The organism is Leisingera sp. ABD4_442 (assembly GCF_056160905.1).
The window spans coordinates 27480-52238 of sequence record NZ_JBSWYB010000005.1; the positions used below are offsets into that span (position 1 = coordinate 27480).

At 57.7% G+C, this 24759-nt stretch carries 18 protein-coding genes and 1 pseudogene; 5 read left to right on the plus strand and 14 right to left on the minus strand.

Annotated elements, in window-relative coordinates; all coding sequences use genetic code 11:
- Window positions 1-16 precede the first annotated feature (16 nt).
- From ACXAHG_RS05955 to ACXAHG_RS05970, 4 genes and pseudogenes are all read right to left on the minus strand, one after another.
- A pseudogene (locus tag ACXAHG_RS05955) lies at window positions 17-367 on the minus strand (TniQ family protein); the annotation flags it as partial.
- On the minus strand, window positions 367-1353 hold the full coding sequence (locus tag ACXAHG_RS05960; RefSeq protein WP_475056391.1) for a TniB family NTP-binding protein: 987 nt from the start codon (window positions 1351-1353) through the stop codon (window positions 367-369). The pseudogene ACXAHG_RS05955 and the gene ACXAHG_RS05960, both read right to left, overlap by 1 nt.
- Entirely contained in the window at window positions 1343-3292 is a 1950-nt protein-coding gene (locus ACXAHG_RS05965) for a Mu transposase C-terminal domain-containing protein (RefSeq protein ID WP_475056393.1), read from the minus strand. Before ACXAHG_RS05965 ends, ACXAHG_RS05960 begins: the two co-directional genes overlap by 11 nt.
- The gene (locus ACXAHG_RS05970) at window positions 3289-4068 is read right to left on the minus strand and encodes a hypothetical protein (protein WP_475056394.1); all 780 of its coding nucleotides are present in this window, start codon (window positions 4066-4068) and stop codon (window positions 3289-3291) included. The genes ACXAHG_RS05965 and ACXAHG_RS05970 overlap by 4 nt, the downstream gene beginning before the upstream one ends.
- Before the next feature lie 2 nt (window positions 4069-4070).
- Between ACXAHG_RS05970 and ACXAHG_RS05975 the strand changes: the two genes are divergently transcribed.
- The 3 genes from ACXAHG_RS05975 to ACXAHG_RS05985 all read left to right on the plus strand — a co-directional run bounded on the left by ACXAHG_RS05975 (window position 4071) and on the right by ACXAHG_RS05985 (window position 7028).
- Window positions 4071-4898: a hypothetical protein gene (locus ACXAHG_RS05975; protein WP_475056395.1), complete on the plus strand. Its 828-nt coding sequence runs from the start codon at window positions 4071-4073 to the stop codon at window positions 4896-4898.
- Between the two features lie 427 nt (window positions 4899-5325).
- The gene (locus ACXAHG_RS05980; protein ID WP_475056397.1) at window positions 5326-6441 is read left to right on the plus strand and encodes a hypothetical protein; all 1116 of its coding nucleotides are present in this window, start codon (window positions 5326-5328) and stop codon (window positions 6439-6441) included.
- Window positions 6442-6704: 263 nt separating this feature from the next.
- Complete coding sequence (locus tag ACXAHG_RS05985) at window positions 6705-7028, plus strand: H-NS histone family protein (RefSeq protein ID WP_475056398.1); 324 nt, start codon at window positions 6705-6707, stop codon at window positions 7026-7028.
- Window positions 7029-7281: 253 nt separating this feature from the next.
- Here ACXAHG_RS05985 and ACXAHG_RS05990 read toward each other — a convergent pair whose 3' ends face one another.
- On the minus strand, window positions 7282-8493 hold the full coding sequence (locus ACXAHG_RS05990) for a phosphoribosyltransferase family protein (RefSeq protein ID WP_475056400.1): 1212 nt from the start codon (window positions 8491-8493) through the stop codon (window positions 7282-7284).
- Window positions 8494-8549: 56 nt separating this feature from the next.
- A complete protein-coding gene (locus tag ACXAHG_RS05995) occupies window positions 8550-9527 on the minus strand; it encodes a DNA-processing protein DprA (protein WP_475056402.1) in 978 nt (325 codons plus the stop codon).
- Window positions 9528-10254: 727 nt separating this feature from the next.
- Between ACXAHG_RS05995 and ACXAHG_RS06000 the strand changes: the two genes are divergently transcribed.
- Together ACXAHG_RS06000 and ACXAHG_RS06005 are read left to right on the plus strand one after the other, a co-directional pair.
- Complete coding sequence (locus tag ACXAHG_RS06000; RefSeq protein ID WP_475056403.1) at window positions 10255-10719, plus strand: helix-turn-helix domain-containing protein; 465 nt, start codon at window positions 10255-10257, stop codon at window positions 10717-10719.
- On the plus strand, window positions 10716-11291 hold the full coding sequence (locus ACXAHG_RS06005) for a PIN domain-containing protein (RefSeq protein ID WP_475056404.1): 576 nt from the start codon (window positions 10716-10718) through the stop codon (window positions 11289-11291). Before ACXAHG_RS06000 ends, ACXAHG_RS06005 begins: the two co-directional genes overlap by 4 nt.
- 711 nt (window positions 11292-12002) lie before the next feature.
- On the opposite strand, the gene gyrB is transcribed toward ACXAHG_RS06005, so the two are convergent.
- From gyrB to ACXAHG_RS06045, 8 genes are all read right to left on the minus strand, one after another.
- Complete coding sequence (gyrB, locus tag ACXAHG_RS06010; protein ID WP_475056405.1) at window positions 12003-14420, minus strand: DNA topoisomerase (ATP-hydrolyzing) subunit B; 2418 nt, start codon at window positions 14418-14420, stop codon at window positions 12003-12005.
- A 140-nt stretch (window positions 14421-14560) separates the two neighbouring features.
- Window positions 14561-15181 carry a LysE family translocator gene (locus ACXAHG_RS06015; protein WP_475056407.1) on the minus strand — a complete coding sequence of 207 codons (621 nt, stop codon included), beginning with the start codon at window positions 15179-15181 and terminating at the stop codon, window positions 14561-14563.
- Complete coding sequence (gene recF / locus ACXAHG_RS06020; RefSeq protein ID WP_475039945.1) at window positions 15178-16275, minus strand: DNA replication/repair protein RecF; 1098 nt, start codon at window positions 16273-16275, stop codon at window positions 15178-15180. The genes ACXAHG_RS06015 and recF overlap by 4 nt, the downstream gene beginning before the upstream one ends.
- Window positions 16276-16338: 63 nt before the next feature.
- On the minus strand, window positions 16339-17457 hold the full coding sequence (gene dnaN, locus ACXAHG_RS06025; RefSeq protein ID WP_475039946.1) for a DNA polymerase III subunit beta: 1119 nt from the start codon (window positions 17455-17457) through the stop codon (window positions 16339-16341).
- Window positions 17458-17716: 259 nt separating this feature from the next.
- A complete protein-coding gene (locus tag ACXAHG_RS06030; protein WP_475056408.1) occupies window positions 17717-20167 on the minus strand; it encodes a GcvT family protein in 2451 nt (816 codons plus the stop codon).
- Between the two features lie 83 nt (window positions 20168-20250).
- On the minus strand, window positions 20251-21264 hold the full coding sequence (locus ACXAHG_RS06035) for a GlxA family transcriptional regulator (protein WP_475039948.1): 1014 nt from the start codon (window positions 21262-21264) through the stop codon (window positions 20251-20253).
- A gap of 18 nt (window positions 21265-21282) precedes the next feature.
- The gene (locus ACXAHG_RS06040; RefSeq protein ID WP_475039949.1) at window positions 21283-22179 is read right to left on the minus strand and encodes a homocysteine S-methyltransferase family protein; all 897 of its coding nucleotides are present in this window, start codon (window positions 22177-22179) and stop codon (window positions 21283-21285) included.
- A 123-nt stretch (window positions 22180-22302) separates the two neighbouring features.
- Window positions 22303-24750: a GcvT family protein gene (locus ACXAHG_RS06045; protein ID WP_475056409.1), complete on the minus strand. Its 2448-nt coding sequence runs from the start codon at window positions 24748-24750 to the stop codon at window positions 22303-22305.
- Window positions 24751-24759: the final 9 nt, after the last annotated feature.

A 24759-nucleotide genomic window follows, 5' to 3' on the forward strand; every position in this document is an offset into this window, starting at 1 on the left:
CCTGCAATCGAACTCCGTGTACATGACAAGCAGAGACAAGAGCATGCCGCCACGACACATGATGCGTCCTACCTTCCTCACAGCAGGCTGGGCAAATAGGATCTGAATGACATCGCTCAAACTGCCAATCCAGTGGTGGTGTTGCTGGTTGAGCTGACGGCGCCAACCGGGAGAGTTCTTTCTCCGGGATGCCGAGTTGATCAGACACCGACTGGAGTTCTCCAATAAGCGGTCGGCCATACCTGACGTTTAGACGCGCCAGGAAACTTGAAGTCTCAGGATATGCGTTAAGCGTGGCTAGCCTGCGCAGGAACCCAAGCAGGCTTTCATTTTCTTGTGGTTTACAAAGGAGGAATTGGCCGGACATCACACCCCCTGAGCAGCTGCGAGATCGTGGAGAGTACTCACTTCGACATCCAGGCCAGCGTCGGTCATAACGTCGAAGTATGAATTGACCAGATCACGGTCCGATGGCGGCGTTTCTTCGAAATAGATCTTTGGCGGGACATGGGATTGCACTGTAGCCAGAGCCGCATCTGCAATCTGCTCCATTGATAATTGCTGCAGGTCCTGACCATTGGCAGAGGTTCTCAGCACCTTCAGCACGACACCCACACGACCGCCTGAGACCCCATACAACCGCCGCACCGCATCGTCAGGATCCAAGTCAATTGGCAGCCCCGCCTCTTCTAGACACATGAAAGCAGCCTGCACAGCCTCATTGAAGGACTGCCTATCCTCTTCCCTGGACCAGGAGTAGGGCAATAGACTCACTGTCTTGAGAGATCTGGCCGCGAACTGCTCATTGCCGTCAATGAGCTTTTGAAACCTGGGCAAGCCGGCCAAGATAAGCGTGACGCCCGTTTCGTCCACTATGGTCTTGAAGTGATCTCCTGCTGCACGTTCAGACAGGTTTGCCCCTCGTTCAGCGCAATGACTGGCCTCATCCAGGGCGATTACGCGGATGCCGAATTTGCGTATGAACTCTATCAGCCTGTCCCTGACCACACTCGTCCTGTCCCGCGGTCCGCTGCTGACGCCCAACGCCGACAGCATTGCGCAATAGAGATCACGGTCATTGGGCTTCGCTGAAATGCGGCCAACGGCAAAATCAGAGCTGTCCAGCATCATACCTGGTGCCTGCCTGACCGTCTCACACTGCTTTCGCAGATCTGCAAGCAGTTCCGTCTTACCGCATCTGGTAGGTGCCAATAGGGGGATGATGGATCCAGGGTTGTGGTCAGCGATGGTCAGCGAGGAAACCAACTCATCGTAGGTTTCCTGGTAAGCGCGATGGCGGATAGTGATGTTGTCTAGTGCGTCTGAGTGCGCGCCAGCAGTGTTATGGAGCATCTTTTCGTTCGACCTTTGGGAGTTTTCCAGCGGGTGGGACTTCTAGTGGTTTAGCTCTGCCCATCGGTCTTACTTGACCATTGAGCGAAGGATCTTCTTGAGAGCGCTTAAGCATTTCCTGGATCTTGCGGTTGCCAATTTCCTTCGCCCGTGCGCGCTTCATTTTGGTGCCCTGAGATTGCTTTTCCGCCTGCCTAGCCTGGATGTCCGCGAGGATTTCATCCTTGGTTCTTTGCGGTCCGCCGTGCGCCCTGCGGGGTTTTCTTCCAGCTTTAATCTCGGAGAATGGTATACCCGCCAGGCCTGACACTTTGTTGTCGGCTTTTAAGAAGTAACCAGTATGCGGGTCCTGAACCCGGATACTGCTTGCATCCAATGGATTGTATCTAATCTCAAGTTTCTTACCAAACCCGATGCGCCTGAGAAGTTCACCCAATTCACTGGAGAAGTACTGCATACGCTCGAATTCTATCCCGTACTTCCAGCCGGCTCGGATCTCTTCGCGCACCCAAAAGAACTCAGAAATCTCGGCCTCAGTGGGTGGATCTGGGATCAGATGTTCCTTGGCAAGCCTTTCCATTGCTTCAGTCGGAGTCTCTTCAATCAAAAAGACATTGTTAATTCGCCGACGCGGCGTGCGCCCATACTCATCAAAGCGCCATTTTTGGATGATTTCATTAAGCTCATTCAACGTCAGGCACGCTTCTCGTTCCGCCTTTAGCGTACGTTGTTGAGCAGGCAGAAGTTGGCTTTTTGAGGCACCAGGCAAGGTGGTGCACTTTAAGCTGAAAGCCCCGAAGAAGGACTCGACGAAGGACTTCTCCTGCGGATTTCCGCCCTCCGCCCAATATGCTTCGAAACGAGCGGCGCGAATTACTGTATCCAGGATATCACCAGCGTTTTCGGGACCCTGATCGAACACCGCAAGCTTGATGCGAGCCGCAACGTTTAGACGGTTTACAATTCCGAACTCATCAAAGAAATCATCATCGAAGAACGTCATAGCCTCCTGAAGTGCACGTGACACTATCTCGCTATTGGGAGGCTGGACAGAGATAATGAGTGCCAAGACCCAACCTGTGGCGCAATCAATGGCAGCCGTTGCGTATGGCCGACCAATATTCTCGCCTTTGTCATTTACAACGAAGGCGTCAACTGGCGTCGAGTCGATCTCCACACGGTCAAATGGAGCCTTTATGTCGTAATATTGGGACGCCAGTTTGCGATGCGTTTTGTAATACTTGCTACCGATCCGCCTCTTGACCACATCATCATGGGGTATTTTTTGCACAATCGCCTCAACGATTTTCCTGCCATGATTTCCGGGCTTCTGGCCATATTCATCACACAAGACAAGGTACTGCTCTACAGCCTTGTTCCACAGATCGCTTATTCTCATACGGTCATGTGGAAGATAGTTTTGCTCGATTAGGTCCTCCACGATCTCCCGAAACAGAGCGTCGCACCTATCAGTCCTGTTCCCAGAGCGGTGTGTCTTGGGGCGCAAACCGAGCGGCCCCATCTTAACGTAAGCATTGACCCAGTTTCGAATGGCGCTTTGCTTTGGGAATGGCTTACGTCGCTGTGAAAACTCATCGTGTTCATTGATTGTAGCTAAGATCAAATCTCGCCGGTACTTCAAAGGCACACTTTCGTCCCTTAGACGCAGTTCTTCTTGCGCGACTTTGATCCTAAACCGGTACTCGAAGTTTTGCTCCAAGGAGAGCATCCTTCCAAGCCCCTCCAACGGATCACCGGTCTCACGGACCAGCCCCTTAGAAACATGAAGTCTAAAGGCCTCCCCGCTAATCTGGACCACTTCCCCGCTCATATCCCTGAGTTGCACGGTATCCTTGTGCGGTAGGGGGCCTTCGACAGTATAGTCAGCGCCTTCATAGGTGATAATCCGACCGTCAAATTTCGATACTGGAGACGTCATAGTTCTATGATCTCCAAGTGCTTCTGACACCCCCCGCAGGGTCGCAGAATGGAGTCATGCTTAAGTTCAGCCTCGGCAACCTTGAAAGACAGCAGACCACGAAGAATAGCGGTACAAATCTCTCCCAAGGAGAGGCCGAGTTCTTCCCTGATGCCCTGCACTTTCATTCCGGTTTGAGGGATTTCATTGATAACCACTCTAGCACTGTCCTTTAAGTCGCGACCCACATAAGGAGCTAGAAGCCTGACGTTACCCCAGATAGGTCCCTGCAAAAGAACCTCGGTCACCAAGGTTAAAGAGATGCCGAATTCCTTCAATAACTCTGGATACTGAAGGTACTCGGGTTTCTTCTTGATATGGGCTGTATGTTTGGCATCCAGAAAGCATTTACCGCCCATAGTCAATTTGACTTCGATATCCGGCGTATAAGGTGACGGCTGATAACTTCGTCCCTTAAAGCGGTCTATCAACTCCTTCTGAGTTCTGTAGACCCTTCCGCTATTGAGGTCGATAGTGCATGGTTGTACCCGAAGGGTATCCACTCGTGGATCGATCTCTAAGCAAAGAACAAGCGTGGTCTCCATTTGGCTCTCGAGCTGAATTAACCCAGCGAACTTTGTGCCGCTGATTTTGCTGGCTCTTTTCTGCATGCCGCGCTTGTGAACACGGCGGGCGGTCGGATCTGCGAACTGGTCTTCCTTCATGATTTTAAAATAAAATTGCCCATTCGCATCGGCAATGGATGCGCTGCGAATGAGCGGAAAGGCGCCGATCAATAATGAAGGAGCGAGCAGAGTTTCAGAAACTCGCCAATACCGATAACTGGATTATTCTGGGAGACTGGCTGAATTCGCTGGTCGAAAACCCTTTAAAATATGGCTTTTCCTACTCGGAAGAAGCCCTCCAGGCTGTTGCTGATATTCGAGGAACAAAGGCTGCCAGTCTACGGAATCCAATATTGGCTGCGACCTGGCTACAAAAAAACTACCCAACAATTTTTAGAACCAAGCCTCAATGGTTGGGCATGATGCAGGTATTAATGTTGGCCCGCATTACCTCTTACAGTCAGGAGGAGGCGGAAAAAGTAGCCCCCAAAATATTCTCCGGGGAGATGTCCCAATCTGAAGTAAAAGATGTACTTCAGAGTGTTCGAACAAATAAAGCTGATCTAGGCTCCCCCATTAATCTCGGCAGACATAATGCCCAACTGCGAAGCCAGTTTTTTGATAGATCCGCGACACGTTTCTTCAAGACTCACTCAGACCAACTGTTCAGCAAGTGCGGCCTCACAGTTCGAGGAGGACGAGCGCTTGAACCACTATCAACAGATCTTCTTGTCTGCGAAGGGCACGAGGTAATCTGCGCCATCGAAATAAGGGGGCCACGCCTTCGGGTCGATCCTGCATACATGATAGACCAGTTAGCCCGGCTGGCCTTGCTGCTCAGAAAGGTCCCTGAAGTTCTATACGTTGTTCCAGAGGGATCTGAGTACGACTTGGTCCAATTGGAGCAAACTAGAGCAAGGCTGGAGATCGATGGTATCAGATTTGCGTCGCTGCCCGAAGGAGAGCAACTGAAGGTCTCAGATCTAAAGTTCGCAAAATAGATCCGAGCGCCCGACGTGGCACTTAAACTAGATCTGGCACAGCTCATCCGAACAGCGTCACGGGAACCGCTTCAGAAGCGAAAACTCCCGTATGGAACTTAACCTTGAGAAGCCAGTTTGGACTGGCTTGCTGCATGAGAACACCACTTCTGCCGGGCTGTCCGACGGCTCACTGAATTTTTCGTCCAACCAATGCATGATCGTAAAATGACGTCACCAGCCATTTGGACTGCTACGCAATGAAGGGCAGCTTGCTCATAGATGGCACTCGTGATTGACTGCGGTCACTGGGCGCTTCCGCCGCCCCGAACCTGAGGCCGGGTAACAATCGAAGGACACGTGTCCGCGGATTATCAACTTCGAACCTCACACTGTATCTCGGTGTAAGGGCTCTCCTGGCCAGCTCTGCACCATTGGAGATTCACTCATGGTTCATCTCGTCTCGCCCTCAGGGACAGCTCTCGACGTCTTGAAGAAAGCAGCGCGCCAACGTCAAAAAGACAGGAAACTGCCATTCACAAAGGCGCTGGACGAAACCGCCCAAGAAGAGTTTTCCCGTATGCGACGGAAGAAACTTGTCCCTCATAGTGGCTATGGTGGGCCTTTCGAGGAAGAGCTTCTGGAGCTAGCTTCGTGGCGTGACCTCACTGCTATGTCCTGGAGTTTTGATCCGGCGAAGCGGACTTTGACTTCGCCACGACCACGGAAAGAGATTGGAGTACTAGAACGTCGCGATCTTTCTCATATCCTCGACTGGAGTAAGATTGAACCTGATCCAAACTTCTTTGGAAGACCCCAAGTCAGACCCAATATTTGGGGTGCTGATACTCTTCACGTTTGGATCAGCGTCGAAAGACGCGGCGTGTATGATTATCCAGCGCGGATCTATTTCGTTGGGCATGACGAGATGGAGACAGTACCAATTGTCCGAGCAACTGACTTTCCAGGCAGCTTCGAAACCCTGGAAGAGAACCTCGCGGCTGCTATGAAATTGGAGTGGAGTCTCCATCAGGCCCTGAGAGATGCAAAGTCTTCTGGATATGAAGTTGACCCGCGTGCCAAGTTTGAATTGCAAACCAGTGAGATGCAAAACGACAGCACCCAAATACTTTGCATTCTCGGCCCTGCAGATGGCGTTCCTGGTGGCTTTGGGGCGTGGTTTTCGCATTTCCCATACTTTGGCCGCCCGCCAATGGTGCACTTAGCAAGTTTCGGCCATGATCGCTCTTTCAGTGAGCTAAGTTTGGAATCCTTAACACTGCAGGCATGGAATGGAATTGTGGCGAGCTGCTCGTCCACAGAGCGGAGCCAGGCCATCAAGGCTAACAAGGAATACTATGACGTCGCGATACCGCTTACTTCGGCCGATGTTGCTTCAGTCCGGGCCGCTATTTTTCATCCCACGCAAAGAGGTCCAGCATATATTCTTGAGGAAGTTCCCTGGATGCTTGCCAGACCGGAAAAGGGAAAAATCAGGCGCGTCTCCGAAATCCTTGACGGTGCGAGGCCTGGCATTGTTGCCCCACTGATGGCACCTTCGTAGCCGACGATAAACAGCCCCAAAACCATACCGGGTGTCTGTCTACTTACAGCGATGGGCACCCAATTCAGCTAAGCACCTTTCTCCTCGGGAGGAACCACTTTGACTGATTCAAGCTGTTCCGGCGCTCCTAAAATTTGAGCGCTGTCGCCAAATGGGCTGCGCTACGCGTCACTGGCCTTTTCTTACCCTGCGCCCTGTTCGTCTTCAGCTTGCTACAATGTCACTTTTCTGATTTGACCGTGCAAAACTGAAAAAGGTGAACCATGGCAATTGATATTACCGGCCTCAACGTTTCTGAACTTGAAGCACTCTCGCAGGAAATTGAGGCTCGCAAGGCCCAAGTTGCTGAAGAGGCCAAGCAGAATGCTTACAATGAGATGTTTGCCATTGCTGAAAAGCACGGCGTTAGCTTTGAAGAAGTTGTAGCTCTGCACAGCGGCAAAGGCCGTAAGTCAGGTTCGAAAGCAGCCGCGAAGTACGCCAACCCCAATGACCTCTCGCAGACTTGGAGCGGACGGGGTCGCAAGCCTGGTTGGGTTCATGAGGCCTTGGAAGCTGGCAAATCTCTTGAGGACATCGAAATCTGAAGAGATGGATGACGGAAGGGTCTGTCTCTTTCTTTTGGTCCGTTTCAAAATTCCTGAGCGCAGGCGGCCTCCCGCCGCCTGGCTTCTTCCTGAAATGTTGGTTCCTCGAAAAGACCGTTCAGCGACTGTCTAAAGAACCTACAGCAAGCCCCTAGTCCGCGTTCCAATCACGCCGTTGCGTTATTTGACGTACATTCGGAGGAAGAGCGTTTTCACGCTTTGATCGAAAATGAAAGTGGGTAGCCCCCCGATCCTAGAGACCGGTGGGCCAATCCCAGCAGCAATAACGCGTGAAGGCCTCACCAATCTCCTTCGCGGCGTCATAGTTTTTTACCTGATGGGAGTTCCGGTGGATAACCTCCGAGACATTGCCGGGGGGGAACGGCGCGAAGCGGTTCTTAATCGGTGGGTCCAAGGCCACGATTTCGTGGTAGTCGTTTTTACCGGGCGTCTTTAGCCACGTCAGCAATATCGCCTCGCCGCCGCCGGCCTCGACGAACGCTCGCGCCGCTTCTAGCGAAAATCCTTCTGTGCAGATGTCGTCAACGATCAAAACCTTTTTGCCCTTAAGGCTGGGTGGATGCTTGTAGGTGGAGCCCGACTGGCCCGGTTTAGTTGGTTTCCGGCGAAGGTGGATCGTCGAAAGCTGGTTTTTGCAGTCTGGCGTCAGCCCCTTGTTCCGCATGTCCTGCGATTTCTGGGCGTCCGTGTGGCGCTGGATCATATCGACAACGTATTGTGCACGCAGAGATCCAGAAACAATTGCGATGGCGTCCATCAGGTCGGCCTTCTTAGAGGTCGTCTTGTGACCCGGATAAGGGGCAACGAACTTAGCCTCTTCCCCGATGCCGGAACAATGGATGCGCGCCGCCATCAACAAGCCCCAAAAACGCTTGTGCCCGACGTCCTCTTTTACGGCGCCCTTAGCATCGGTGGAGTAGATCGCAGCCTCGGGGTACGTCGAGGAATACTCGCCAAATGGCGCGATGCAATAGCACCGCAGGTTCTGATCCTCGATTGCCCAAAACCAATTCTGGGGGATCAGACAGCAGCACTCAATGAACTGGGCCACGGCCTTTGGTGAGTCGAAACTGAAGCCGTAGGGATTGTGCGTCTCGTGCCAATCAGCGCGAAGGTATAACAGCCCACCATTCCGCGCAGCCCTCATGTCATCATCAGTGCTGCCAACGTAAACGACCTCCTGCTTTACCCACCCGAACTTCCCTCTAAGCGCGTCCATTGCCGAGGCATATTGCTTGTAGTCAATGTCACGACCACCTTCGAGGTACGGGATATCCGTTCCGACCAGTTCGGAGAGCCAATCGGGAAAGAGTTTTTGGGTTCCGTCCTCGAAGTTTACAGTCCACTCGCTGTTACTCACAAGTACCGGTTGGACGTTGACAGATAACAGAAACCGGAACAGCCGCACCACCTCTCCTAGAATGTCTTGGTCGATGTCGCCCATGCGAGCAACCACGTCGCGGAGGGAGAAAACGGCGCCTTTGATCGTATGCACTAATGTTAGTCCTCAAATAGATTAGGTTGTGGGCTACCCGCTGTCCGCCATCTGGAAGTTTCACGGAGCAAGTCGGAAAATTTCGATTGGTCGGTTGGAAGCGTGTAGAGTTTTGCGCCGTCAGCGAATTCACGCGGTATCCAGTGAAATGGCTGCTGCGTGTTGACACGGATAAATGCAAGTTGCCGACCGAGGTCTCTGGCGAATTTGACTGTGTGCGCCGTGCCGCTCTTAACGGCCCATTCTACCGGTATCACGGTGTTGCCTAACGCGGCTTGAATGCGGTTACGCCTGACGAAGTTCTTCGCGCTAAAACTGTCATTCGGGAGGTACTCGGTGACGATGGCCCCCCTGCGTCGGACTATGTCCATTCTCAATCTGCCTGCCCCCCGCGGATAGTCAGAGTAGATGCCGGTTCCTAGAACCGCCACGGTTGGAAGGTCATACCTCAGACTTGCGATATGGATCGCTTGGTCTATTCCGTCAGCCAAGCCGCTGACGCTTGTCAGCGAATGCTCCCACAGACAATGGCCCACATACTCGGCAAGCCAAACTCCGTCTCTAGTAGGCTTTCGCGTGCCAACGACCGTGAGCGTTCTGTCAAACAAAGCCGACAGGTTTCCTTGTACGAACAGCCATTCCGGGGGGTCGCGAAGATCCATCAGCCGGGAAGGGTAGTTGTATGCTCCCTTGAAAATGATGCTCACACCCTTCTCGGACATGTCATCGAATTGCGATTCCGCCTTCTCCAACAGTTCGCGTTTCTGACATCTCCATTCTTGCTCGGGAGCGAGCTCGCTGCGGGCGCCGTGCAACCGCAAGATTGAATTCAGGCTTTCGCGGTCTGCGCTGTTCCACAAGTCGGTAAAGGAATAGCCCTTGCGGGCCAACTTGCATAACGTCTCGAAACCGACCCCGCGAATCTCGGAAAGGGCCAGCAAGGCGACGGCATTGTTGATGTGGTGCGGTTCGATGGCGTTCAAATACTCTTGATTATTAGGTTCGATCCAAGACTCACCGTTTCGTGGGCCTCGGGCTGTGAACACTATGAACCGAGGCGGGAAGGAGAGAAAGTGGGGGCAACACTCAATGAGGGAAAACCACTTCCGTATTGGCCCACAGCGCCAAAAAATAACGGGTTGCGCCCCCCCGGTAAGCACCAAGCTGGGGGTTGAATGCAACGCTTTTTTCAATTGAATACTGGTTGCATAGAGAAGTTTAAGTTTGACCGAGAGTAGGTCCGCTCCGGACTACGAACGGCCTAGTGGGCTTGCAGCATCCAGGGTGGGCAGCGATGGCAGAAAGGGGCTCTATCTGCCCCCCACAGAGCCTTTCTCGCAGACACTGGGTTGCGCCTGGTGTCTGCACTTAGTCAGTCATCACGACCAACATTCGTCAGTGCACAGATCAATCTATCGGCGACATCATCTGCGCCTTGATAGCCGACTTTTAACCTATCCAGGCCGGCCGAGGCGTGAAGAATGACGGGCACGGGCGTTGCCTTGGATTCCTGGTTAAACCAGTTCTCAAACGCTTCAACGTCGCGATCAACTGGCCGCCTCTTTGCAGTAAGTGTTGTACCGCTCTCCGAACCCGGAGCTCGGTGTTTGTTAAAACTTGCCCAAATTCGAGTATTTCGTCTATTGCGTTTGCTTCGAATACGCCTTATATCCATATTCAGGATGGAGAATGAAGAAATGGAGAATGAAGATGTCTGCCCTGAAGCATGAAGCTTTTGCGGATCGCCTTCCAAATGAGCTGGAAATCAAGAACGCAGAGCAACTACGAAAAATCATTGCATCTCAGATGACTGAGGGTCGACCAACTGAACTGGCCTTGGCATTGAAGGAGGGCGAAACACAGCCACTCACCCTGGCTCCTGCCCTTGCAGAGAGCCTTCTCGAGGTGTTGCGACTGGTATCAACTGGCCGAGGTTTTCGTATGATCCCAGTGGAGGCCAGCCTTACCACCCAAGAAGCCGCTGATTGTCTCAATGTATCGAGACCATATCTCATCAAGCTGTTAGAGAGTGGTGAGATTCCTTTCACCAAAACAGGACGCCACCGGAAAATTCGAGCAAACGACCTGTTCGAATACAAGGACAAGCGTGATGCCATCAGGTCTGATGCGCTGAGTGAGCTGGCCGAATTGGATGCGGAGAACGATCTTATATGAACCACTACACCGACCGTTTTACTGCGCTTCTTGACGCCTGCGTTCTTGCCAGCGCATTGAAGCGCAATATCCTCCTCAGTTTGGCTGAAACTGGTTTCTTTCGCCCTATATGGAGCGACAAAATCATGGATGAAACTGAGGGAGCAATAAGAAAGATCACCAAGGGCAAGGCGGACACTTCAAAGCAGCGGAACGCGATGGAGCGCGCCTTTCCCGCAGCTCGGGTGGAAAACTATGAAGAGATTGGGCGACTTTTTGAACTGCCCGATCCAGATGACGTTCATGTATTGGCAGCGGCGTTAGAAGCAAAAAGTGATGTTGTTGTAACCGATAACCTTAAAGACTTTCCGGCTAAAATTCTAAAGCTTTTCAATATTGAAGCAAAGTCGCCTGACGAATTCATTTGCGACTGTATTGACCTTGACGAACCACGAGCGATGCACACCATCAATACAATGCGCGAACGTTTTAAACGACCAGAGTACGACTGGGAATCCCTTACCTGGAAAGCAGAGGCGCAAGGCCTAATCAGGACGGCCTCCGCCATGGAAAAATACAAAAACGTATTCTGAACGTTAGGAGAATAGATCCTTCGTATTGACTTTGCCCCTGGCCACCCCCGGCTTCATTGCTGGGGGTTTCCTTTGTTGAACGTTTGCCCAGCCAATTATGTGTGAAACGATAGATATCGACGATTCTCACCATGGTTTCAGGGGTGTAGAGGTAATGTCGATGCCAAGCGCGGCCGTCGGCGATTGGCGTATGCGAAGGTCGCTCTGCGAGCTTCAGATTGCTTCAGGTCTAGTGAAAAAAAGCATCCACGTTATGCAGCTTTTCCAGACGCATGAGATGCGCTCGACGATCTGGTGCCATAGACAGGTGGCAATGGCCGGTCAAGGCTCAATCCTGCCATCCACTGCGGTGAATACATAGACTGGCGGCTTGGAGCCCTTTGCGGTTGTCGGCCGCCTGACAGCCTCTCGTATGCGCAGCAAGACTTGAACGGGCCGTCACTGCCGTTCGCCGCACATGCAGCATAGGGCCTTCATTGCGCCTGGAACCTTCTTAGCCCACAGCTCACCGTGCTCATGGCGAGTACAGCTAGCCGAAGCGGCAAGCATGAAAAAGCCATAGAGCAAGAACCTCTGCTATCAACTCAAGCAAGAGTATTTTGCAGCTCCCAGCGCCCGCCTCACCTTTGCCGTGTGCGAGAACCAAAACTATGGGCAACTTCCGCAAAAGTATGGGGCTAAAACACGCTTTTGGGCGATCCTACAAAGCCGTTAGAAATCCAGGTTTTCAACGCTCAAAGCGTTTTTCTGGATAAATTCGCGGCGCGGTTCCACCACGTCACCCATTAGCTTGGTGAACAGATCATCCGCCTCGACCATGTCGTCGATCCGCACCTGCAGCAGAGTCCGCGCATCCGGGTCCAGGGTGGTTTCCCACAGCTGGTCCGGATTCATCTCACCCAGGCCCTTGTAACGCTGTAAAGTGAGGCCCTTTTCGCCTTCTTCCAGGATCGCCTTCAACAGGCCCAGCGGGCCATGGATTACCTGGCTGCGGTCGCGGCGGACCAGCTGGGCGGTGGTGCCGTAAACTTCCTGCAGGCTTTTGGTGAAACTGCCGGTCTTACGGGCTTCGCCCGAGCGCAGCATCGGGCCATCCAGGGTGCGGACTTCCTCGACGCCGCGCAGGATACGGGCCAAGCGGATGCCGTGGTCCTGGGTGATCCGGCCCTGCCAGCCGCGTTCATATTCCAATGCGATCAGGTCCAGCCGTTGGGCAACTTTGTCGGCCACGCCCTGCAGGTCGGAATCTACGGCACCGGGCACAAAGGCGCCGGCCACGGCAGCCTGCTCCAGGATGTGGCGCGGATAGTGGGTCGGGAAAGCATCCAGCACGCGTTTGAGCTGTCGCGCCTCGTCCACTACGCGGGTGAGGTCGGCGCCGGCCATTTCAGACCCGTCGCCCAGCTTCAGAACCGCGCCATCAACGCCCTGGTTGATCAAATAGTCGTCCAGTGCTGCCTGGTCCTTGAGGTAGACCTCTGACTTGCCGCGCGCGACCTTGTAAAGCGGCGGCTGGGCAATGTAGAGGTAACCGCCCTCGATCAGCTCCGGCATCTGACGGTAGAAGAAGGTAAGCAGCAGGGTGCGGATGTGGGCGCCGTCAACGTCGGCGTCGGTCATGATGACGATCTTGTGGTAGCGCAGCTTCTCGATGTTGAATTCATCGCGGCCGATGCCAGTACCAAGCGCCATCACCAGGTTGCCGATCTCCTGGGAGGACAGCATCCGGTCAAAGCGCGCCCGTTCCACGTTCAAGATCTTGCCGCGCAGGGGCAGGATCGCCTGGGTCATCCGGTCCCGCCCGGTTTGGGCGGAGCCGCCGGCCGAGTCACCCTCGACCAGGAAGACTTCGGTCTTGGAGGGGTCTTTCTCGGAGCAGTCCTTGAGCTTGCCCGCCAGGTAGTTCACGTCCATCGCGGTCTTGCGGCGGGTCAGCTCGCGCGCCTTGCGGGCAGCTTCGCGGGCCAGGGCCGCCTCGACGATCTTGCCAACGATCTGCTTGGCTTCGTTGGGATTTTCCTCGAACCATTCGGCCAGCTTTTCGCCCATCAGGCTTTCAACCACAGGGCGCACCTCGGAGGACACCAGCTTATCCTTGGTCTGGCTGGAGAACTTCGGGTCCGGCACCTTGACCGACAAAACACAGGTCAGGCCTTCGCGGGCGTCGTCACCAGTGAAGGAGACCTTCTCTTTTTTGGCGATCCCCGAAGTCTGAGCATAGTTGTTGATGGTCCGGGTCAGCGCGCCGCGGAAGCCCGCCACATGGGTGCCGCCATCGCGCTGCGGAATGTTGTTGGTGAAGGGCAAAACCGTCTCGTGGTAGCTGTCGTTCCACCACATGGCGATCTCGACGCCGATGTCGTCCTTTTCCCCCACGATGTAGACCGGGGCCTCCATCACCGGGGTCTTGTGCCGGTCCAGGTATTTGACGAATTCCTTGACGCCGCCCTCGTAGAACAGCTCAGCCGAGAGTTTCTCTGCCGGGCGTTCATCCTCCAGAATGATCCGCACGCCGGAGTTCAGGAAGGCGAGTTCACGCAGGCGCTTTTCCAGTGTCTCGAAAGAGTATTCCAGATTCGAGAAGGTATCCGTCGACGCCATGAAGCGGACCTCGGTGCCGGTCTGGTCGCCGCAATCGCCGACCACTTCCAGATGCTTGACAGTATCGCCGCGTTCAAACCGGGCTACGTGTTCCTTGCCGTTACGCCAGATCCGCAGTTCCAGCCAGTCGCTGAGCGCGTTCACCACGGACACACCTACCCCGTGGAGGCCGCCCGATACCTTATAGGAGTTGCTGTCAAACTTACCGCCTGCGTGCAGCTGGGTCATGATGACCTCGGCCGCCGAGACACCCTCTTCGGCATGGATATCCACCGGAATGCCGCGGCCGTTGTCGCTGACCGAGACGCTGGAATCGGCGTGAATTTTCACCGTCACATGGTCGGCGTGGCCTGCCAGCGCCTCGTCGATGCCGTTGTCCACAACCTCATAGACCATGTGGTGCAGGCCCGAGCCGTCATCCGTGTCCCCGATGTACATGCCGGGGCGCTTGCGAACCGCTTCCAACCCTTTGAGAACCTTGATGGAATCCGCACCGTATTCTGCGGGAGCCTGCTCGTTTCCGGACATTCACATTTTCCTGTCTTTGCTTCCGGAATTTATACGAAACCCCGGGCGGAATGTCACCCGCGGAGCCCTATTTTTCTTGGTGGAATCAGGCCGCTCCGGATCAGCCCGGCAAACCCGGCCCTGCCCCGCCGCAGTATGCCTCAAGTAAAGGGTATGATCAGCCCTACGCCAATCAGCAGCCCGCCAGACACCAGATTGATCCGGCGCAGGATCCGGGGCGAGGTGATGGCCTTGCGCACCCGGTGCACCATGCCTGCCAAGGCCAAGTTGCCGGCCAGTGGAATCACGAAGGACAGGGTCACGATTGCCGCCACATCCGGCCAGGAAGTGCCGGACAGGTCAAAGAAGCCGGGCAGCACCCCCATGTAAAACAGGATCGCCTTGGGATTGCCCAGGATCGCCGCAATCCCCGCCATGAAACCGGCCCAGATGCCGGGCCTTGTCAGCGCCCGGTTCTCCTGCACTGCCTCACCCGCATGGCGGATAAGCAGATAGCCCATACACAGGAACATCAGGCAGGCCAGCCAGCGCAGCGCGGTCATGATGCCGGTGAATTCCGACACCACCCAGGACATCCCCGCCACGGCAATCAGCGGCCACAGGATATCACCGCAAGCCACCCCCACCGCCAGCGGCCAGGCCGCCTGAAACCCGCCCGAAACGGAGCGCGCCATCAGCGCCAGCCACACTGGGCCGGGGGTCAGGAACAGGATAAGCAATGCACCCGCATACAGCAGCAGGTCCCAGGAAGTAACCGTCATTGCGGGATCACCTCTGACGTGCCGCCACTGTCGGACACTTCCAGCACCTGCGCCCGGCTGCCCAATTCGGCAAACAATTCCGGCCCCGTGCCGGTCATCCAGGCCTGTGTCCCCAGAGCGCATATCTCATCATACAGCGCGGCCCGGCGGTCGGCATCCAGATGCGCGGCCACCTCGTCCAGCAGCAGGATCGGGGGCGCCCCTTCGCGCTGTGCCAGCGCCCGCGCGTTGGCCAGAATCAGCGACACCAGCAGCGCCTTCTGCTCGCCAGTAGAGCAATCCTTGGCCGGAACCCCCTTGGCCCGGTAGGTGCCGATCAGATCGGTGCGGTGCGGCCCCACCAGGGTGCGCCCCGCCGCCAGGTCCCGGAACCGGCTTTCTTCCAGCGCCTCGCGGAAATCCTCTTCGGAGGACGGCATACTGCCTTCCGACTGCAGCAGCTCCAGCTCGGCAGCCGGAAAGGCGGTTTCCGCATCCGCCTGCGCCAGCTGCAGCAGATCCACCGCCTGCACCCGCGCTGCATGGATCCGGTGCCCGGCAGCCGCCATACGGTCTTCCAGCACCCGGTACCAGGCAGCATCGCGGATCTGTTCTTTCAGCAGCCGGTTGCGTTCCCGCATTGCCTTTTCATAGGCCAGCGAGGCCTCGGCATGGGAGGGTTCGAAACTGAGCGCAATCCGGTCCAGAAACCGCCGCCGCCCCTCTGCGGCCTCGATCCACAGCCGGTCCATCGCCGGGATCAGCCAGACCACCCGGCACACCTGCCCCAGCGCCAGTTGGCTGGCGGATTTGCTGTCGATCTTCACCTGCCGGGCATTGCCGCCCTCAGACCAGGTTTCCACTTCATAGGCCTGCGACGGCGCCCGCAGCTCGCCTTTCAGCTTCCACCCCAGCGCCTCCGGCTGGCGCGCCATGTCTGCTGCACTAGCCCGGCGCAGGCCGCGGCCAGGGGAGAACAGCGACACCGCTTCCAGAATGTTGGTCTTGCCCGCCCCGTTGCTGCCGTGAATGGCCACCGGCCGCCCATCCAAATGCAATTCCGCCCGCAAATGCGAGCGGAAATGGGACAAAACAAGTGAGGTCAGAGCCAGCACGCGGGAGCTCCCTAGTTCTTCTGGCCTAAAATATCCCCGCCGGAGGCAGCGCCGTCAGGCGCTTCAAACCCGCATTGGCATCACGACGTAGACGGCGCTTTCGTCACTGCCTTCGCGCATCAGGGTCGGATCGCCGGAGGAGTTGAACATGAACACCGCATTCTCGCGGTCCACCTGGTTGGCGATCTCCAGCAAGTACTTGGCGTTAAAGCCAATTTCCAGCCGTTCGTCGTTATAGGCCACCGCCAGCTCTTCCTCGGCAGCACCGCTGTCGGGGGCGTTCACCGACAGGATCAGCCGGTCCTCTTCCAACTGCAGCTTCACCGCGCGGGAGCGTTCCGACGAGACCGTTGCAACCCGGTCGACGGCCTGCGCGAATTCGGCGGCGTCCACTTCCAGGCGGCGGGTGTTGCCGGCCGGTATAACGCGGGTGTAGTCGGGGAAGGTCCCGTCGATCACCTTGGAGGTCAGGGTGATGTTCGGGGTGGCAAAGCGCACCTTGGTTTCCGAGACCGAAACTGCAATGTCCATATCGTCGTCGTCCAGGAGCTTGCGCAGCTCGCCCACGGTTTTGCGCGGTACGATTACGCCGGGCATATCCTCGGCACCCAGCGGCAGCTCTGCGTCGATACGGGCCAGCCGGTGGCCGTCGGTAGCAACGGCACGCAGCGCCTTGCCGCCGTCGGCGGACGATACATGCAGGTAAACGCCGTTCAGGTAATACCGGGTCTCCTCGGTGGAGATTGCAAATTTCGACTTGTCGAAGAGGCGCCGCAGCACAGAGGCCTTGGCGGCGAAGTTCGAGTGATATTCCGACGAGGCCATCACCGGGAAGTCCTCGCGCGGCAGAGTAGCCAGAGAGAAGTTCGACCGGCCTGCCTCAACGGTCAGGCGGCCAGTTGCGGCGTCCGCGCTGAGGGTGACCAGGGCGCCGTCGGGCAGCTTGCGGACAATCTCGTGCAGGGTGGTGGCGGCAACAGTGGTGGCGCCGGCGCGCTCCACCTGCGCGGGGGCCTTGTCGACCACCTCGATATCCAGGTCGGTGGCGCGGAACTGGACGTGCTCGCCTTCGGCTTCGATCAGCACATTTGCGAGGATCGGAATGGTGTTGCGGCGCTCGACCACCGACTGTGCCTGAGCCACAGCTTTGAGAAGCGTGCCGCGTTCGATGCTGATCTTCATGTCCCAAATCCTCTTCGTCAGGCGCCCGTGTCAGTAGCCGGGACAAGCAACCTACCTGTTTACCCCTGCCGCACAAGGCTTTTTATGGATTTCTCCAAGGGATTTCCGGCGGGGTCAAGAGGGGCTGCGCGGCATTGGGGCCAAAGCGGGGCAAACGTTGCAGCAGAACCCGGGACCGTTCCCATGAAAACGAAAAAGAAAACGCCCCGGCGCGCGGGCCGGGGCGTAAAACGGGCAGGTGAATGCACTGGAGAGGTGCTTAGGCTCTCACCCGCTCCGATTTCGGATCGTACATCGGCTTCAGCGAAGCCTCAGCCTTCACCTTCACACCGCAGACGTCGATCTCGTAGGTGGAACCCAGCACATCCGCTGCGCTTTCGCCTTCGCAAGGAACGTAACCCATGCCGATGGCAGCACCCAGGGTGTGGCCGTAGTTGCCGGAGCTGAGATAGCCCACGTATTCGCCGTCGCGGATGATCGGCTCGTTGTGGAACAAGAGCGGCTCAGGGTCAGTCAGCTTGAACTGGACCATGCGGTTCTTGGGGCCGCTCTCCTTACGCTCCAGCACCGCCGCCTTGCCGATGAAATCCGCCTTGTCGGTCTTCACCGCAAAGCCCAGGCCTGCGTCGATCACATTGTCCTCGCAGGTGATGTCATGGCCGAAGTGGCGGAAGCCCTTCTCGATCCGGCAGCTGTCCATCATGTGCATGCCGCAGAGCTTGAGCCCCATGTCCTGGCCTGCTTCCCACAGGGTCTCAAACGCGTGGCCCGCCATGTCGGCGCCGACATAGATCTCCCAGCCGAGTTCGCCAACGTAGGTCACGCGGTGCACACGGGCGAGCCCCATGCCCAGCTCGATCTCCTGCGCGGTACCGAAGGCGTTCACCTCGTTGGAGAAGTCGTTCGGCGAGACCTTCTGCAGCAGCTTGCGCGCGTTCGGGCCCATTACAGCCAGCACGCCTTCGCCCGCAGTCACATCGGTGATCACCACGCGGTGGTCGCCCACGTGGCGCATCATCCAGGTCTGATCGGCCAGACGCGTCACCGCCGGGGTTACCACCAGATAGGCGGTCTCGCTCAGGCGGGTGACGGTCACGTCCGCCTCGATGCCGCCGCGGGCGTTCAGGAACTGGGTGTAGACGATCTTGCCCGCCGGGACGCTAAGGTTGGCGCCGCAGATGTAGTTCAGGAAGGTTTCGGCATCCGGCCCCTCGACGCGGATCTTGCCGAAGGACGACATGTCGTACATGCCGACATTTTCGCGGACCGCCTTGTGTTCAACCGCCGAATTCTTGAACCAGTTCTGGCGCTTCCAGCTGTACTGATACTCACGCTCCTGGCCTTCGTTGGCAAACCAGTTGGCACGTTCCCAGCCGCCGATCTCGCCCATCACCGCGCCCTGCTCCAGCAGGTGGTGATGGAACGGGGTGCGGCGCACGCCCCGGGCGGTGGCCTTCTGGCGGTAGGGGAAGTGGTCAGCGTACAGAAGACCGAGAGTTTCTTTCGAGCGTTCGAAGAGATAGTGCTTGTTGCCCTGGAACGGGTGCATGCGGGAGATGTCCACGTCGCCCAAGTCGAACGGCTTCTGGCCGTCTTCCATCCACTGCGCCAGCGCCATGCCCGCGCCGCCAGCCGACTGGATGCCGATCGAGTTGAAGCCTGCGGCGACCCAGAAGTTGTCCATCTCCGGCGCCAGGCCCAGGTGGTAGGCATCGTCCGGCGTGAAGGATTCCGGGCCGTTGAAGAAGGTATGGATACCGGCCTCGGCCAGCATCGGCATCCGGTTGCAGGCAGCCTCCAGAATGGGCTCGAAATGGTCGAAATCCTCGGGCAGCTGGTCGAATTCAAAGCTGTCGGGGATGCCGTTCATCGCCCAGGGTTTGGCGTTGGGCTCAAAAGCGCCGAGCAAGATTTTGCCTGCGTCTTCCTTGTAGTAGGCGCATTCGTCCGGCACGCGCAGCACCGGCATCTGAGTCAGGCCTTCGATGCCTTCGGTGACGATGTAGAAGTGCTCGCAAGCGTGCAGCGGCACGTTGACGCCAGCCATGCGGCCGACCTCGTGGCCCCACATCCCGGCGCAGTTCACCACCATGTCGGCCTCGATATGGCCTTGGGACTGGCCGTCGTCGCTGACCCAGTCGACGCCAGTGACGCGGCGGCCTTCCTTGGAGATGCCGGTGACCTTGATACGTTCCTTGACCAGGGCGCCGCGCTGGCGGGCGCCTTTGGCCAGGGCCAGCGCGATGTTGGCCGGGTCGCCCTGCCCGTCCTTGGGCAGCCAAACGCCGCCGGTCACATCACCGACATTCAGGTGCTCGTAGCGGGCTTTGACTTCCTCGGGGGAAATTTCCTCGACCTCAACGCCGAAGGCGCGCGCCATGGCGGCCTGGCGGAAGATCTCTTCCTTGCGCTCGTCTGTCAGAGCCACGGTGATCGAGCCGCAGCGCTTGAAGCCGGTGGCGACGCCGGTTTCCTCTTCCAGCGAGCCGTAGAGTTCCTGGCTGTATTTCGCCAGCTTAGTCATGTTGGCGGTGGCGCGCAGCTGGGCGATCAGGCCCGCGGCGTGCCAGGTGGTGCCGGAGGTCAGCTGCTTGCGCTCCAGCAGCACCACATCCTTCCAGCCCAGCTTCGCCAGGTGATAGGCCACCGAGCAACCAATCACGCCGCCGCCGATAATGACCACGCGGGCCTTGTTGGGAAGATCGCTCATATCATCGCTCCTGAGTGAGGGTTTGCGCCTGATTATCACAAATAGGCGGCGAAAAATGCATGAAAAACGCCAGACTCCCGGAGCTATTCCCCAGCCTTCAAGATTTTTTCCGGGCCGTCCTCCCCCAGCCTGCGGCGCTTGCGCAGAGCAAAAGGGGTGATGCCGAAAAAGCTCTTGTAGAGGCTGGAAAATCCGTTTGGGAACCCGCAGGCGAGACCGATTTCCCGCACACTCATGGTGGTGTTCAGCAACAGATTGTTGGCCTTGGAGAGCCGCATTTCCCGGTAGAACCCATTGGGGGTTGTCCCTAGAAACGTCTTGAATTTGCGCTCCAGCGAACGGGTGGAGATGCCCAGTTCATCGACGATGTCGCTGATTGGCACCGGCTCCTCGATGTTGTCCTGCATGATGCGGATACAGTGGTCCAGATCACTGTCGCCGGTAATGGTCGGCTTGGCACCTGCAAAAGGCTGCAGCGAGGAAAAGTCGCGCACCTGCTCATGCAGCATGATGTTGGCCACGGTCATCTGCGCCGCGGCAGAGGTGAGACGCCCGACCAGTGCCAGCACGATGTCGACGGTAGAGCCCATGCCGGCGCAGGTCACGACCATTCCGTCCTCGCTGGCCAGCGCATGGCTGGAATCGTTCAGCCCCATCCGCTCACGCAAGAGGGCGGAGTTTTCCCAATGGGTCGTCAGCCGTCCAGATGCCCCCCCTTGATCGCGGATGTAGCGTGCCGCGGCCTCGGCCAGCAGATAGACTTTGATGTCGCGGCAGGTGTAGCTGGAGATCACCCGACCCAGGCTAAGGCCCGGATGGTCCGGATCCGAGTTGCCAAGGAAAAAGGCGAAATCCGCGTCCGGCTTGACCGCGAAGGGTTCGGTATCCACGCTGAGGCCAGCCCGGCAGCCCACCCGGCCGCCTTGCAGCGAGCGGACGGTCCATTTGAACGGCGGCTGGGCCAGCACGCGGTTGGCAATCCGCAGCACCTCCAGAATCGCTGACATCTCGATCAGCACAAAACCTTCGGTGACAATGATGTCAATGTGCCAGACCCGGGCCGGGTCGGCTGCCTTGAGTTTTTCCGGAGCTGCCATGCTGGTCCCCTCTCCTGGTCAGACGATCCGATGCCCGGCCGCGCGCAAGCAGCGGGCCAGTTCAGCGATGTGGTCCGGGCCGACCTCGCAGCAGCCGCCCACGATTGTGGCGCCTTGGGCGACCCAGCCCATCGCAAATTCCGCGTAGGCCCTGGGCCCCAGGTCTTGGCGCTGCTCCAGCGCGTCCACGGTGGGGGCGTCTTTCAGGAAGCCATCGGAAATCCGGGTGAAGCCGTTGGCATAGGCGCCGAAGGGCTTGCTGAAGCGTTTCACGATCTCCATGCCTGAGCCGATCACTTCGGGGCGGGAGCAGTTCAGCAGTACTGCTTGGGGCTGGAATTCCTCGACTATAGAAGCAAGGTCCGCCAGCGGCTCGCCGGAGCGCAAGAGGGTGCCGTCTTCATCGGAAACGGAGGCGGCCAGCCAGACGGGTTTGTCCGTGCCCGCGCAGCCCATCAATGCGCCCTTGGCCTGCTCCAGCGAGGAAACAGTTTCGATCAGGAACAAATCCGCCTGCGGTGCCAGCAACTGGACCAGTTCTGCGTAAGCATGTTTGGCCTCTTCCGCGGGCGGGCAGATGTCGGGGCGGTAGGAGGCAATCAAGGGGCCAAGCGCAGCAGCAACGCGGCCTGAACCATGAGTTTCGCGGGCGGCGGCGGCCTGGGTGGCAGCCTTGGCCAGCAGTTCCTCGAAATGGGTTTCGATGCCGGCGCGGACCAGGCGGTCGCGCAGCACCGCATAGGTGTTCATCGTCGCAACAGTGGCACCGGCGGCGAAGTAGTCAGCGTGAACGCTGCCCACCACCTCGGGTTTTTCGATCATCACCGACGTGGACCACAAGGGCGTCGCCCGGTCGCCGGAGCGTTTGACAACCTCCTGCCCGATCGAGCCATCCAGAAGCGTGATCTCAGCCATAATACAGTGACCTTTCCTTGGAGCGCCTGCGCCGCCAGGATACATGAAACGATCCGGCGGCGCAGGCTGTGTTTCTTTGAGGCATCGGCCCGGATCTGTAACAGCCCGGGCCTTTGCTCATTATCAGGCGCGCAGGCGCTCGTTGGCCGGATCCCACAGCGGTTCGTCCTTCTGAACCACCGCACGGCATTTCTGCCCGTAGATCTCAACCTCCAGCTCGGTGCCCGGCACCGCCAGCTCAGGACGCACCATGCCCAGCGCGATGGAGGCGTTCACACGGTAGCCCCAGTCGCCCGAGGTGGTCTCGCCCACGATTTCGCCGTCTTTCCAGATGCAGGACATGTACGGCGCATCGGCATCGCCGGCTTCGACGATCATGGTGACGAAGATCTTCTTCACGCCCTGCTGTTTTTCGTTCTGGATCGCGGCCTTGCCCGGGAAGTCCTGCGGCTTGTCCAGTTTAACGAAACGCTCAAGGCCCCCTTCGAGCAGCGAGTAATCGGTGCTGAGATCGCCCTTCCAGGTACGGTAGCCCTTTTCGATCCGCAGGGAGTTCAGCGCGTACATGCCAAACGGCTTGGCGCCGCCTTCGATCAGGGCCGCATAGATCTCTGCCTGATGCTCGTTGGCGCAATGCACTTCCCAGCCGAGTTCACCGGCGTAGGACACGCGCGCCAGGAAGGCCGGCTTGCCCGCGACAGTTGCTTCCTGGTGAGTCAGCCAACCAAGCGACAGATCCGCGTCGGAGATGCCTGCGAACAGCTCACGCGATTTCGGACCTGTGACGATCATGGTCGCGAATTCGGTGGTGCGGTCGGTCAGGGAGAGGCCTGCGGGCAGCGCCTTCTTCAGGATCTCGAAATCGTGCCACTGGGCCGAGCCTGCGGTGATCATGGTCAAGTGGTCTTCGCCATGACGGACACAGGACATCTCGGTCAGGATGCGGCCGCGGTCGTCAGAGAAGTAGACCAGGTTCATCCGGCCCACTTTCGGCAGGCCGCCGGTGACCAGGCCGCGCAGGAATTCCGCTGCACCTTCGCCTTCCAGGTTGAAGCGGGAGAAGCCTGGCAGGTCCAGCACGCCGACGCTGTCGCGGACCGCTTCGCATTCTTCCTTGATGCGCTGCTGCCACGGGCCGGAACGGCCCCAGGTGTGCGTGGCCTCTTCCGAAGTGTCATCCCCGGCTTGCGCAAACCAGTTGGCGCGTTCCCAGCCGTTGTAGGCGCCCATCACGCCGCCCAGTTCCTTGATCTTGGCGTGGACCTGGCTGACCTTCTTGTCGCGTGCGGCCGGCCATTCGTGATGCGGGAAGTGCATGGCGTATTCGTTGCCGTAGACTTCCATGCCTTTCTGGTTGCAGTAGTCCTGGTCGGTGTAGTCGGTGTAGCGGCGCGGATCGACCGCCCACATATCCCACTCGGTCGCGCCATCGACGATCCATTCTGCCAGCACCTTGCCGGCGCCGCCGCCCTGGGCAATACCAAAGGTGAAGCTATGCGCCTCAAACGCGTTTTTCACACCCGGCATCGGGCCGATCATCGGCAGGCCATCGGGAGCATAGGGGATCGGCCCGTTGATGACGCTGGAGACACCGGAGGACGCCATCAGCGGCACCCGCTCCATCGCGTCGGTAACGATATCTTCGATCCGGTCCAGATCTTCTTGCCACAGCTGGAACGAGAAATCCTCGGGCATCGGATCGTCTTCGGTCAGCCAGTGGCCTTTGCAGTTCGGCTCATAGGGGCCAAGGTTGTAGCCGTGCTTTTCCTGACGCAGGTAGTAGGACACGTCCACGTCGCGGATCAGGGGCAGCTTGCCGCCGTGTTCCTTGGACCAGGCTTCGACTTCGGGGATTTGTTCGGTCAGCAGGTACTGGTGCTCCATCACCATGGCAGGCACGGTACGGCCGCCATAAGGCTTGAACATCTCGCCCACGCGCTGTGCATAGTAACCGGCGGCGTTCACCACATAATCACAGTCGATATCGCCCTTTTCGGTGTGCACGGTCCAGGTGCCGTCTTCGTGCTGGGTCACACCGGTCGCCGGGGTGAAGCGCAGGATCTTCGCGCCCATATCGCGCGCACCCTTGGCCAGAGCCTGGGTCAGCTGCGCCGGGTCGATGTCGCCATCGGTCGGGTCATAAAGAACCCCTGCCAGGTCGTGGGTCTCCAGGAAGGGGTAGTGTTCCTTGGTTTCTTCCGGGGTCCACATCTCCATCGGGATACCTTGGTAGCGGCCCATGGACATGGCACGTTCGAATTCCTGCATCCGCTCTTTGCTGTGCGCCAGACGGATCGAGCCTGAAACATGGTAGTTCATCGGGTAGTCGACTTCTTCGGCCAGGCCCGAATACAGCTCGGTCGAGTAGCGCTGCATGTTCATGATCGCCCAGGAGGTCGAGAAGGTCGGCACATTGCCGGCCGCATGCCAGGTTGAGCCGGCAGTCAGCTCGTTCTTCTCCAGCAGCACACAATCTGTCCAGCCTTTCTTGGCCAGATGATATAGCGACGAGCAGCCGACAACGCCGCCGCCGATGATGACCACACGGGCCTTGGTTGGAAAATCAGACATGTTCGCTCC